At 44.5% G+C, this 13,184-nt stretch carries 7 protein-coding genes and 1 pseudogene; 3 read left to right on the top strand and 5 right to left on the bottom strand.

Annotated elements, in window-relative coordinates:
• Positions 1–11 precede the first annotated feature (11 nt).
• Both secDF and DWZ67_RS06590 read left to right on the top strand, forming a co-directional pair.
• Complete coding sequence (gene secDF, locus DWZ67_RS06595; RefSeq protein WP_057256544.1) at positions 12–3,011, top strand: protein translocase subunit SecDF; 3,000 nt, start codon at positions 12–14, stop codon at positions 3,009–3,011.
• A gap of 112 nt (positions 3,012–3,123) precedes the next feature.
• Positions 3,124–3,304, top strand: a pseudogene (locus DWZ67_RS06590) (DDE transposase); the annotation flags it as partial.
• A gap of 166 nt (positions 3,305–3,470) precedes the next feature.
• Here DWZ67_RS06590 and DWZ67_RS06585 read toward each other — a convergent pair.
• The 4 genes from DWZ67_RS06585 to DWZ67_RS06570 are packed head-to-tail and all read right to left on the bottom strand — an operon-like array spanning position 3,471 to position 10,405.
• Positions 3,471–4,733: a TolC family protein gene (locus tag DWZ67_RS06585; protein WP_070101230.1), complete on the bottom strand. Its 1,263-nt coding sequence runs from the start codon at positions 4,731–4,733 to the stop codon at positions 3,471–3,473.
• Between the two features lie 40 nt (positions 4,734–4,773).
• Entirely contained in the window at positions 4,774–6,192 is a 1,419-nt protein-coding gene (locus DWZ67_RS06580; RefSeq protein WP_057256547.1) for a DUF1593 domain-containing protein, read from the bottom strand.
• Positions 6,189–9,344 (bottom strand): efflux RND transporter permease subunit, encoded by a 3,156-nt coding sequence (locus DWZ67_RS06575; protein WP_120138417.1) that lies wholly within the window; start codon positions 9,342–9,344, stop codon positions 6,189–6,191. The genes DWZ67_RS06580 and DWZ67_RS06575 overlap by 4 nt, the downstream gene beginning before the upstream one ends.
• On the bottom strand, positions 9,344–10,405 hold the full coding sequence (locus DWZ67_RS06570) for an efflux RND transporter periplasmic adaptor subunit (RefSeq protein WP_057256549.1): 1,062 nt from the start codon (positions 10,403–10,405) through the stop codon (positions 9,344–9,346). The genes DWZ67_RS06575 and DWZ67_RS06570 overlap by 1 nt, the downstream gene beginning before the upstream one ends.
• Before the next feature lie 148 nt (positions 10,406–10,553).
• Between DWZ67_RS06570 and DWZ67_RS06565 the strand changes: the two genes are divergently transcribed.
• Positions 10,554–11,435: a helix-turn-helix domain-containing protein gene (locus DWZ67_RS06565; protein ID WP_005830672.1), complete on the top strand. Its 882-nt coding sequence runs from the start codon at positions 10,554–10,556 to the stop codon at positions 11,433–11,435.
• 18 nt (positions 11,436–11,453) lie between these two features.
• Here DWZ67_RS06565 and DWZ67_RS06560 read toward each other — a convergent pair whose 3' ends face one another.
• Positions 11,454–13,166, bottom strand: coding sequence for a DUF6377 domain-containing protein (locus tag DWZ67_RS06560; RefSeq protein ID WP_057256550.1), 1,713 nt, complete (start codon positions 13,164–13,166; stop codon positions 11,454–11,456).
• Positions 13,167–13,184: the final 18 nt, after the last annotated feature.

The following is a 13,184-nucleotide window of genomic DNA, read 5'->3' as shown; positions in this document are numbered from 1 at the left end:
CTAAAAGTAACATGCAAAACAAAGGATTTGTAAGGGTTTTTGCGATATTGCTCACACTGGTGTGTGTGTTCTATCTCTCCTTCTCTTTTGTAACTCGCCATTACACAAGTAAGGCCAAAGAGTTTGCGAAAGGCGATGTGAAAGTAGAGCAGGACTACCTCGATTCTCTGGCTAATGAGAAAGTGTATTTCGGCAATTGGACGCTGAAACAATGTCGTGAGATGGAAATCAGTTTAGGTTTGGACTTGAAGGGCGGTATGAACGTCATCCTTGAAGTTTCCGTACCCGATGTCATCAAAGTATTGGCTGACAACAAGACTGACGAAGCATTCAACCAAGCATTGGCCACTGCCGCCAAACAAGCTACCACAAGCCAGGATGACGTAATCACCCTATTCGTCAGAGAGTATCACAAGCTTGCTCCGGGTGCTCCTCTTTCACAACTGTTCGCAACCCAACAATTAAAAGACAAGGTAACTCAGAAATCTACCGACGCGGAAGTTGAGAAAGTATTGCGCGAAGAAGTAAAGGCAGCAGTCGAGAACTCCTACAACGTACTTCGTACCCGTATCGACCGTTTCGGTGTAGTTCAGCCCAACATCCAGAGTCTGGAAGACAAAATGGGCCGTATCATGGTAGAGCTTCCGGGTATCAAAGAGCCAGAACGTGTAAGAAAATTATTACAAGGTTCCGCCAATCTGGAATTTTGGGAAACATACACAGCAAAAGACGTTACTCCCTATCTGCAAGCTGCCGACACCAAGTTGCGTGCCATCGTTGCAAGCGAAACTCCGGCAGAAGAAGCAGACAGCACAGCCGCCGAAGCTCCTGCCGTAGCACAGGCTACCAGCACAGCCGACAGCCTTGCCGCTGCTTTAAAGGGTGAAAACAAGACACAAACCGCTGACCTTGCACAAATAAAGAAAGAACATCCGCTGTTCGCCATCCTGCAGGTCAACCCCAGCGGACAAGGTCCTGTTGTAGCCTATGCCAACTACAAGGATACAGCTGAAATCAACAGATACCTTTCCATGCCGGAAGTTCAGGCCGAAATGCCGAAAGACTTGCGTCTGAAGTGGGGTGTATCTCCATACGAGTATGACCCGAAAGCCCAGACTTTCGAGCTCTATGCTATCCGTTCTACAGAACGTAACGGTAAAGCGCCTTTGGAAGGTGATGTAGTAGTTAGCGCCAAGGACGAATACGACCATTATGGCAAGCCCGCTGTAAGCATGTCCATGAATACCGACGGTGCACGCCGTTGGGCTCAGCTCACCAAGCAGAACATCGGTAAGAGCATCGCTATCGTGCTGGACGGCTATGTTTACTCCGCACCAAATGTAAACAATGAAATCACCGGTGGTAACTCACAGATTACCGGCCACTTCACTCCCGAACAGGCAAAAGACTTGGCAAACGTATTGCGTTCAGGTAAGATGCCGGCTCCCGCACACATTGTGCAAGAAGACATCGTAGGTCCTTCACTGGGACAAGCTTCTATCAACGCCGGTATCATGTCATTCATCGTTGCATTGATTCTGCTGATGATTTACATGTGCTCCATGTACGGATTCATTCCGGGTATGGTGGCCAACGGTGCTCTGGTGCTGAACTTGTTCTTCACGCTGGGTATCCTCTCTTCTTTCCAGGCTGCACTGACCATGTCCGGTATTGCCGGTATGGTATTGGCACTGGGTATGGCCGTGGATGCCAACGTATTGATTTACGAACGTACCAAAGAAGAGCTGCGTGCAGGCAAGGGTGTGAAGAAGGCATTGGCTGACGGTTATGCCAACGCATTCTCCGCTATCTTCGACTCCAACTTGACATCTATCATCACCGGTATTATCCTGTTCAACTTCGGTACAGGTCCTATCCGTGGTTTTGCCACTACATTGATTATCGGTATCTTGATTTCATTCTTTACTGCCGTATTCATGACACGTCTGTTCTATGATTATTTCATGAGCAAAGACAAATTGCTGAACTTGACATTCTCTTCCAAGATTTCAAAGAACCTGATGGCGAATGTACATTTCGACTTCATGGGCAGAAACAAGCTGTGGTTGACCATCACCGGAGCCGCTGTAATTGTATGTATCGCTTTCCTCGCTACCCGCGGATTGAGCCAGAGCATCGACTTCACCGGTGGACGTAACTTCAAGGTGCAGTTTGAGAACAAGGTAGAGCCGGAACAGATTCGTGAGCTTATCTCCAGCAAGTTCGGTGACGCCAATGTCAGCGTTATCGCTATCGGTACAGACGGTAAGACTGTACGTATCAGCACGAACTACCGCATTGAAGAAGAAGGTAACAACATCGACTCTGAAATCGAAGCATATCTGTATGAGACTCTGAAACCTGTATTGACCCAGAACATTACGCTGGAAACCTTCATCGACCGCGAAAACCATACGGGCGGAAGTATCATCAGTTCCCAGAAGGTAGGTCCGAGTATCGCAGACGACATCAAGGTTTCAGCCATCTGGTCCGTTGTACTTGCATTGATTGCCATCGGTATTTATATTCTGATTCGTTTCCGCAATATTGCATACAGTATCGGTTCAGTAGCCGCATTGGCCTGTGATACCATCATCATCCTGGGTGCCTACTCCATCTGTTGGGGCTGGATGCCGTTCTCTCTGGAAATCGACCAGACCTTTATCGGTGCCATCCTGACAGCTATCGGTTACTCTATCAATGACAAGGTGGTAATCTTCGACCGTGTACGCGAATTCTTCGGCCTCTATCCGAAGCGTGACAGATTCCAATTGTTCAATGACTCATTGAACACAACTCTGGCACGTACCATCAATACTTCACTGAGTACCTTGATTGTGTTGCTGTGTATCTTCATCCTCGGTGGTGATTCCATCCGCAGCTTCGCATTCGCCATGATTCTGGGTGTTGTATTCGGTACAATGTCTTCTCTGTTCGTTGCATCTCCTATCGCATATCTGCTGATGAAGAACAAGAAAGGTACCGAGCCAGTTGTAGAAGTAGCCAAATAAGAATTTAGACAAAAAACTATAAACTAAAAAAGGAGGAAATCCGAAATGGATTTCCTCCTTTTTTGTAGTCTCGCCGGAGAACAGAACGGAAAGGAGAATGATGATTCTTACCACATGCTATGAAAGTCATATGCGTTTTCCTACGGACATGAAGCTCCTTTGGGAGAGCATCGAATAGGCTCTACCGGCACATCTGCATGCATTGCAGGAAGCTCGGCATAAGGCTTCCCCGTAACAAATATACGGATGTTGCGGCATTTTATCTGTCCTATTACAAGAAAAGAAAGAGGAAGCGGACTGTAAAACTATCCGCTGCCACGGTTTTATACTTTCAATTCGAAAGAAGAGCGGGAACAGATTCTCTACAGGAACTTTGTGGAGGTTGGGCTGGAGGCGAAAGCGATGATTGGGGATGTACTTAATAAGAAGGGGGCATCTAAGGTTTTCTGTCATTAAAAATCACTCCAACTGTCCAATCGCCCTAAGGTATTCTATTTCTCGTATTTTGTAATTTGTACGGGCTTCAATATTGTTGCTGTAAGCCTCCTGCCATTGTGTCTGCGCTTCCATAACATCAAGGATCGTGGCCATTCCCATTTCATAATTGTTTTGGGTCTGAGAAAGATTATGTTCTGATTCTTCAAGGCCATGCTCTGCTGTACGAATAAGTAGCAATGCACTTTCATAAGCGGATTTGGATTGCTGTGCTTCTATATCCATCAATGAACGATTTTTGTTGAGTTCCACTGTGCTGATTTCGTGTGCCAGTCGTGCGCTCCTTATTTTTTTACGTCCTTCCCCGAAATTGAATATAGGAATGCTTATACTGGCCATTACCATCGGTATTTTCATATCGAGAGATGAACCGGCTAATTTCATGCCCCCCATATATTGATAACCAGCACTAATCCCCACTGTAGGGAAAAAATCGGCACGGGTATTTTTTATCTCCAAATCCTTCAATTCCACTTGCATTTCCTGTATACGGTATTCCGGGCGATTGACAATATCGTGTGATAATTGATTGTTGTAGTTTTGAGTTAAAATAAGTGTGTCGGTGGCAATTATTTGAGCATCCAACTCCAGTCCGATCAGATGGCACAGGGACATACGAGTCAGTTCCCGTCCGCTTTCCGCCCGTTGGAGTTCGTATGTCACATTGCTTCGTCGGGTGCGTACTTTATGCAAATCCTGAGCAGTAGCCATTTTGAGTTCAAAAAAACTGCTGACCTGCTGATGCAACGAATCCAACAATTGAGTATATTGTGTAAGCAGTTTTACCTTTTCCGCTACCGAAACATACATCCAATACGTCTGCTCCACCTCTACCAGGGTATTGATTCGGGTAAGCCTTTTGTTTTCTTCCGAGATTGCTACGCCGGTTTTTGCCATTTTGTTTGCGTTGACAATTTTCCCTCCTGCATATACAGGCTGTTGCAGGGTAATACCTGCCATATACATACCTTTCATACTCATTTCCATACCCACCATACCCATATCGATGTTTTCGAAAATATAGGCATAGGTTGCCGATCCTGATATTTTCGGGAAATAGGCTGTTTTTGCTGCTTGTCGATCTGATACCGCCTTGCCTACCTTGCGGGATGATATTTTTATATCGTCGCTGTTCTCAAGTGCCATTCTCCGGCAATCTTCGATTGATAAACGGGTTTGGGCTTGTACAGCATTGATGCCCAACCATAAAAAGATGGCAGGAATCATAAGTATCGTTTTTCTTAACATGACATTTTCTTATTGGTTCTTATTTATCTGTGGGGAAGATAGTAACAATAACGCGGGCGAAGGTGGTCAACGCCGGAATCCCCGTATCGGTCACTTCAAGGATGAGGTGCAGGGTTTCGGGTTTGTCGACTTTGGGAGCAACAAAGGTAGATTTGCCTGAGTCAACGGCGACAATGTCGATATAGCCATTGTATGTTCCTGCTTCTTTATATTGCCACCAGTAAGCGTTATATTTGGGATAACGTTGCGGAGCTATTTCGACAAAACTTTCTTTATTAAAGCCGAGCTGCTCATAAAGGGCAGAGTATTTCGCCCAGATTCCGTCAATATCGAGGGAATCTGGTTCTGTGATATCGGCATTTAGGGTTACGGTTTCACCGGATTTCACTGTTTTTTCCAGCCCGCCGGGTATGGCGATTACCGGTTTGTGGTTAGCATCTTCATATTTGCCAGCTACACACCACCGGAGTCTGGATTCAAAATCACGGTTGGCTACTTCTACCCACCGCAGGTAACTACCACGGTCTACATCACGATATACGTTTTTTAGTCCTTCTATTTTATAGAACTGTCCGCCCCAACCACCGTAAGTAGGGTCTTCATAACCACGTAATCCGCTACCAAGCGTATAAAGGAACGCAGGTGAATCGCCTTCGCTGATGTAATCCTGTGGATAAAGGGCTGCCAATGGACCGTGACCGTTGTGCAGATAGTTTTTGGCAAAACCGTCGGTATAACGTTGGCTACCGTAATCCCAAGTTCCACTAAAGTAGTAAGACACCAGCAGAGTGACGTCGGGGTGGTAAGTTTCAATGTAGTTTCCAGCGCCATCCTGATACCAGATGTTATACATAACTGCTTTCTTCACAGCACGCTCATACTCGGAAGGGTATTGGGTTTTTAACTTTTGGAAAGCTTTGGCTGCGGTGTTACCACCTCCCCAAGCCTGTATATAGACTTTGCGAGGATCGTTTTCCAAAAGAGTTTCAACAATCTTATCGGAACCGGGTGTATCAGCCCAATGCGTGGGGTCTATCATGGATTCAGTTCCGGGTACACGACGGATGACATCTGTATCGACCACAATATGTGTTGAATCTTGGTCACCAAGGAAGAGTTTGCTTCTTAGTTCGTTGGCAGTAGGATAAGCAGGATCGTGTACGATGAGGTTGGGATATACCTGTTCGTAAGCATCAAGTTGCTTTTCTATCCATCCGGCATTACTCCATCCACCCCGTTGAAAAATGGAATTGGTTTGGATAATAGCTACAACTTCCATATCGTTAGCATGGAGCAGGAAGCGGATCATAGAACATTGGTCATCTATCTCTCCGTCAGTCATTGCAATGACACGAGGCTTTTCTGACATTTGAGCATTGGTGTTCACTCCCAAAAGCATAAGTGCCAGAGTTACAAGGATGATTGTTTTCTTTTTCATTCGTAAATATTTATTAGCGAAGTTTTTTTAATTTTGAAAAATAATGAATAAAAAATAGGCAGCAGAATCAGCGTAATTATGGTGCCTGCTGTCAAACCGGCAACTACCACAACTGCCAGACTGGAATACATAGGGTCGAACAGAAGCGGGAGCATGCCAAGTATGGTCGTGGCCGAAGCCATTATTACCGGACGGGTACGATTTACTGTCGAATTAATGACCGCATCATAGGGAACCATTCCTTCTTTTGTAAGGCGCGTAATCTCGTCTACCAATACGATAGAGTTCTTAATCAGCATTCCCATCAATCCCATCGCTCCGATTATACCCATAAATGTGAATGGTGTACCTGTTACAAGCAAAAGGGGGGTGATTCCTATGAATGCGAAAGGCAGACACAGAATAACCAGCAGAACCTTGCGCATATCATTGAACAACCATACAAGAATCAGCACAATCAACACAAGGGCTATCGGCACGAATCCGAAAATATTTTCAAATGCGCTGTTCTGTAATTTCTGTTCTCCTAACCATTTGAGTGAATACCCGGCAGGGAGTTCTATTTGTTCAAACCGATCCTGGATTTCCGACAGTATCTCGCCGGGAGCTTCGCCGGCAAGAGGGTCACACTGTACTTTTATCGCCCGTTTACCGTCGTAACGCGCCACGCTTGTTTCTTCCCACTTAACGCGTTCGTTATTCGTTATCTGACTTAAAGGGATTGTGCGGAACATATTGTCAGTTATATCGTCGGGTGTCGCCGTACCCTGCAATACTCTACCTATATTTACTTCTTCAAGGCTGGTATTTGGAATCATCCCCCATACCGGTATGTCATTCTGGTCTGTAATGCGACTGTCATCCGAATTTTGGACTTTCAGATTAATAATAACCGATTTGTCATTTTCGTAAATAAGACCTACGGGCAAGCCTTCTGCTGAAGCCAATAAAGCGTTCGCAATATCGCTGCGGTTCATTCCGCTACGTTTGGCAGATTGCTCGGAATAATCCCTATATATGGATTTTCCCTGAGGTTGCCAGTTGTCGGTAACCGAATAAGCATCCACTATTGCACAATCGCGCATAATTTCTTTGCCTTGCCCGGCCAGCTCTCTTAATATCTGCGGATCGGGACCGGAGAATATGGCCTCAACCGTGTGGCTCGTACTGACTGCGAAGTTGTATTTCCGTACCCGAACATACGCATCGGGATATTCTTCCCGCAGTCGTGTCTGAATTTCCGGAAGAAGTCTGTATGCATCGCGGTAATCCTCGAAGTCGATAATCAATTCTCCGTAATTGTCGCCCACCGCATTGATGGAACGCACAAGGCAATATCGGGTGGGGGTTTGTGCCTGACTTGCCGTTATCTTGTTTATCTCGTCATAGTCCGAGAGTTTTTCCGATATTTCCAGCAAATCATGTTTTACCCTGTCAGGGTGCGTTTGCGGTGGCAGGGTATATTCTACATATAACTGGTTATAATCGAAGTCGGGGAAGAATATCGACTTAACCGAAAAGAATCCAACGAAAGCCAGAACCAAACATCCGAAACTTACCAAAAAAGTTGATATTTTATGGTTCATAAAAAAATGAAGCGCCTTTCGGATAACCTTATGAAGGGGTGTGTTGAGTTGATCTTTTATCTTCTCTGGGTTTTTACCGCCGTTTGCACGTGCCGATAAGAATAGTTTTGCAAAGACAGGTATCTGTGTCATGGCAAGCACCCAACTTACCAACAATGATATGGCCAGCACAAAAAACAGATCACGTGCATATTCTCCAGCGGTATCGTTGGATAATCCGACAGGAAGGAAAGTCATTATGGCGATTAAAGTTGCACCCATTAAAGGCCACGCTGTGTTTTCCGCTGTCCGGAACAATGCTTTCTTTGGCGGCAGACCATTTCCCCTGTCTACAAGTATACCGTCGAGAACCACAACCGCGTTATCAACCAGCATACCCATTGCCACAATGAATGCCCCCAATGATATGCGTTGTAATGTTCCTCCTGTCATCAGTAATACGGGAAAAGTCATCAATACGGTCAAAATCAGTCCTGCACCGATAATTAGCCCACCTCTGATGCCCATTGTAAGAATCAGTACAAGCACTACGATGACTACCGATATTACGAGGTTCCAGTTGAAAGAGCCTATTGCGTTCGATACCCTATCCGGTTGGAAATATATCTTTTCATACTCAAATCCGGCAGGCAACCGCTCTTGGAGCTCCGTCATTCGCGCCTCGACCAGCTTACCTACATCCGTAACCACAACGCCCGGCTCCATCGAAACGCAAAGAGCGATTGCCGGATGGCCGTTCACCCAAAAGCCCCTGGTCTGCGGATCGGCATACTCCTTTGCGACTTCGGCAATATCGCCTAACTTTACCTGCCCGCCGGAAGGCGTTTGCATAATAAGGTCTTTCACATCTTCAGCGCTCCTTAGTTTGCCACCGACCTCATTACGCAGCAATTGACCATCCGAATAGTAATGCCCGGCATTGACTGGCTGATTGCGGGCATCGATAGTAGTCATAATTTGCACAGGGTAGATGCTGTTGCGTGCAATCATTTCTTTGGGGAGCTTTATATTTACATTTTCATTCCTTGTGCCAAAGAATGAAATCCGCCTTACTCCTTTCAATTCAAGGAGTTCACGTTTAATAAGCCCGGCATATTCTTCCATTTCCGCAAGCGTATAGCCTTCGGCGGAAAGGGCATAGAACATTCCGTAGATATCACTTACATCGTCTACCACCACTGGAGGATAAGCCCCTGACGGCAACCGTTGCGCGGCTGACTCCACCTTTCTACGAAGAATATCCCAACGTTGTTCGAGACCCTCGACCGGAACAGCCATGTCGATATTGATAGTGATAGTTGACATATTTTCCGAAGAGACCGATTCCATATCGGAAATATTACTGAGTGTCCGTAGTTCATCTTCGAGTACCGATGTAACTTCGAGTTCGACTTCGTTTGCAGAAGCCCCCGGATAGTAAGTTACCACCATTGCTTGCTTGACAGACAATTCAGGGTCTTCCAGTTTCGGCATAATAATGTAGGCGTATATACCGCTGAATACGATCATTACCACGCACGTCCAGAAGAACGTGGCGTTTCTGAAGAAAAAATCAGTCAGTTTCATTATAGTATCCCTCCTACATTTGTTTTGGCGGGTTGTGCGATTACCCGTACTACATCACCTTCATCGAGGGCGCTCAACCCCGATTCGACAATATTGTCTGTTTCGTTCAGACCAGACAGGATGATGATTCGCCCTTTGCTGTCGAGACCGGATATCTCCACGGGTTTTAACTTCACTTCGGAACGGTCATTCACGACCCATACATAACTTTTACCGTTCTGCATAAATACAGATCTGGGCCAAAGGGTATAACCACCTGAATGTTCTCCATTGCGAATTTCCACCGTTACCTCTACATTCATTCCTATCGAAAGAGCGTTCTTCGCATCTGTTTCGGGAAACAGGCGCATCCTGTATAACTGATTGCTGTTAGATTTGGGATTTATCGAGGCTAATTTCAAAGAGAAGTTATTATCTGCCAATAACCGGGAATGACATGAATAACTTATAAAGTTATCTTTTTGCAGGTAAACAGATGCAGGGAGTTCGCTCTCTATTTCTATGTTATTTACATCGACCAATGTAACAACGGCTGTTCCCGTATTGACCATTTCTGCTTTTTCAAAATGAACAGCCTGGATATAGCCCGATATAGGAGAATGAAGTTGGGTGTAGTTGACGGTGTTCCGGTTCGATTCCAGTTGTGCTTTCAACTGCTCCAATCCGGCTACGGCTTTTTCATAATCATTGTCGGTTATATTATTTCGACGGTGTAGTTCTTCCAGTCTTGTCATTTCCGTACTCAACTGTCGGTACTGGCTTTCGGTAGCTGCCAGTTGCAGTTGATAATCCGTATCGTCCAACCTGGCAATGAGCTGTCCTTCACGGATATAGTCACCCTCATCAACGCACAATTGCTTGATTTGTCCGGCTGTTTTAAAACCGAGTTCAATCTGCTGCGCTGCTTTGACCACTCCGGGGAACGACCGGAATGTATTTCCTGCGATAGGCTCGGCATGTACGATATGCACGTTTTTTACAATCGGTTTTTCTTTGACGCCATGGTTCCCACAAGAACAGAGTAGCGCAAAACAAAGGAGAGACAAGCTGAATAGTTTCATTGTTATTACTGTTATTATTATTTTTGTGTAAAGGTGAAGAATTCTCACATGCCATTTAGGCATTATAGTCGTCATTATTGACCAAAAAGTCGGAATCGAGTCATACAAAAGAAAAAATGATTATTTTTGTTGACCAAATTAGACGTTCATGAAAGACAAAGCACAGAATATTGGTTTACGAATGGTGCAGGAGTTCGCCTCTACAGAAGCGTTATCAGACAAGTTCCTTATTTTTGATAACTATACGTCTCCGATGGAACATCTGGGAACTTTTGCCATTACCGGACACCCTGTCAAATTAGATAGCCTCTTAATTGTAATATGCTCGGAGGGGTATGCCCGGTTAATAGTCGGTTTTGAAGAGATTACAGTGCTGGAAAACCACTTTTTGATAGTGATGGAAGGCAAACCTTTCGAGGTGTTGGAATTAAGCAAGAACTTCAAGGCAGAATTGATGTGCTTAAAAGAAAGCCTCTTCGAGTTGCAGGGAAGTCATATACTAAGATTCCTCCACTTAATCAGAGAAAATCCCTGTCAACCGGTATTGGCTTCCAAAAAGCAGGAGTTTGAAGTCCTATTGAAATGTTTGAAACAAACGATGACAGATACCGGAAATATATTTCGTCAACAGATCATTCAATACTATTTATATATCTTGGCTTGTAATATCTTTAATTTGCTTTTAACCAACTACGCTCCGGCAGTTTTATCCCGAAGCGAATCCATTTTTCAGGAGTTCATAAAGAATGTAGAAAAATACTTTCGCAAGGAAAGGAGTGTCGGTTTTTATGCAGACAAGCTGAATCTGACCCCGAAATATCTTTCTACTGTGATTCAACAACAAACGGGAAAACATGCAACGGATTGGATTGACAAATATACTATTTTAGAAGCCAAGACCTTGCTTAAATCGTCCACTCTCTCCATCCAACAAATAGCCTATGACTTGAATTTCTCGACTCAATCCCATTTTGGTCGATATTTCAGAAATCATACAGGAATGTCGCCAAAGCTATACAGAAATTCGTAAGTAGACGCTGCTTCCTTTCTATTTTCCCAGCTTGCGCACTTGGTCATTGAAGGTTTCACGGTCAATAGCCTTCTGACGGATGTACACCCGTTTGTTATAGACCGTCTGGGTTGACCAGTGGAAGAAATCTGCAATTTTGCTGGAATCCGTAACGCCGAGATGCATTAGTGCGAATATGCGCAATTCCGTGTTTAGCCGCCCCTCTTCCTTGGGGATGATACGGTATTCGGGTTGAAGTAAAGAGTTGAAGTCGCTCACGAAAGAAGGATAGACATGTAAGAAAATAGCATCGAAAGTCCGATAAAACTCCTTTAATTCAGATTCTATCATGATGGGAGAATCCGTAAATTTCAGTAGGTCTTTATACTGCTGGGTTTTCACCTTGTTGTTGATGTTTTTTCGGTATTGGTCAAGCTTACTGATGTAGTCAGAACAGAGGGTGAGCACAAATCCTATATATTCTTCTTTGATGATATTCTGGTCATAGAGTTTTTCATTGGCTTCTTTCAGCAGGTTGTTGGTTTCTGTAATCTGCTGGTGAAGTACGGTAATTTCATGCAGGCTGTTCTTCAACCGTTCATTGGCCGACTCCAACTCTGTATTCGAAGCAGAAAGCAGTCCATTCAGATTCTTCAGTTCTATCCGTTGCCGGCTACGGTGTTTCAAAATTCTGTACGTATATATCAGAGTAAGGGTGAGCAGGCAAGAAACGAATCCGATAACCCATAGCGACCAGCTTAACTGTCTGTTTTTAGCTTTCTTAATTTGCAGACTTGTCTTCTGTATGGCATCAAATGTAGAGAGACAAGAAACCATACGGACCCGATTGTTCATGATATGGGCCATTTCCAGACATAGGGAGATATATTTGTAAGCGCGCTCATTATCCCCTTTTTCATTGAGTAGCGTAGCCAAGTCATGCAATGTAACGTTATCGTTGTTGGCCAGTGTCATATCCATGATGGCGGCTTCTGCCAAACACTCCAGCCTCAGATCCGGTTGATTGTTGTCCCGATATAGTGTGGATAGTATATATAGCAATTTGCTGTTAGCGATGCTGATTGTCTTTGATGTTTCCAAATATACTTTTATTGCAACGATGGAACCGGAATAGTTCCCGGCTCGTAAGTCTTTTAATCCTTTATAAAGAATGTAATAGGGATTTTCATGAGGTAGTACATTCAAGGTAGAATCTATATAAAAGTGTTCTCTCTCGTAATAATAATCTCGCTTATCGCTACCACCGTCTGTATATTCGGCAAATCGGGAGTAGAGCAGAGACATCTGTCCCAAATATTCTATAAGCATACCTCCTGTTAGTTTGTCGTGGTCTATTTGTCGCATCTCTTCAACAGATTCATGCAGTTGTCCAATAATGGCATAAATATATGACCTCTGTATACGACATAGGTTCATCATGTTGTCATCACCCGTCTGTTGGGCAATGACAATATTGGCATTGACATATACGAGTGCCGAATCTATATTGAAATATTGATATTCCTGAAACAAACGTTTGTTGTGTTCATAGCGCGCCTGTAGCGTATTGGGCATAGGTTTACTAGCTATCCGGTTGATAGCCGATTGGCGCTGTTCGATGACTTGAGGGTAGTTCTCTATCAGTGAATCCAGTGTGTTCAACAGGTTTGCAGCCTTGTCGCTATAGAATGCTGCTTTACCTTGTAGGCTACATAGGAAAAGTAACAAAAAGGTTCTGGCAACTGTTTTCATACTTATATTCTTATTTTG

It is taken from the genome of Bacteroides sp. AF34-31BH, from assembly GCF_003602795.1.
In the GTDB taxonomy this organism is placed as follows: Bacteria; Bacteroidota; Bacteroidia; order Bacteroidales; family Bacteroidaceae; genus Bacteroides; species Bacteroides uniformis.
Note: the sequence above shows the minus strand (reverse complement) of the source record. Positions and strands in the feature narration are given on the sequence as shown.

Bases quoted from the DNA above. Each gene is read 5' to 3' on its own strand.
- secDF (WP_057256544.1), top strand. From the start codon at position 12: ATGCAAAACAAAGGATTTGTAAGGGTTTTTGCGATATTGCTCACACTG.
- DWZ67_RS06585 (WP_070101230.1), bottom strand. From the start codon at position 4,733: ATGATTCCTGCCATCTTTTTATGGTTGGGCATCAATGCTGTACAAGCC.
- DWZ67_RS06580 (WP_057256547.1), bottom strand. From the start codon at position 6,192: ATGAAAAAGAAAACAATCATCCTTGTAACTCTGGCACTTATGCTTTTG.
- DWZ67_RS06575 (WP_120138417.1), bottom strand. From the start codon at position 9,344: ATGAAACTGACTGATTTTTTCTTCAGAAACGCCACGTTCTTCTGGACG.
- DWZ67_RS06570 (WP_057256549.1), bottom strand. From the start codon at position 10,405: ATGAAACTATTCAGCTTGTCTCTCCTTTGTTTTGCGCTACTCTGTTCT.
- DWZ67_RS06565 (WP_005830672.1), top strand. From the start codon at position 10,554: ATGAAAGACAAAGCACAGAATATTGGTTTACGAATGGTGCAGGAGTTC.
- DWZ67_RS06560 (WP_057256550.1), bottom strand. From the start codon at position 13,166: ATGAAAACAGTTGCCAGAACCTTTTTGTTACTTTTCCTATGTAGCCTA.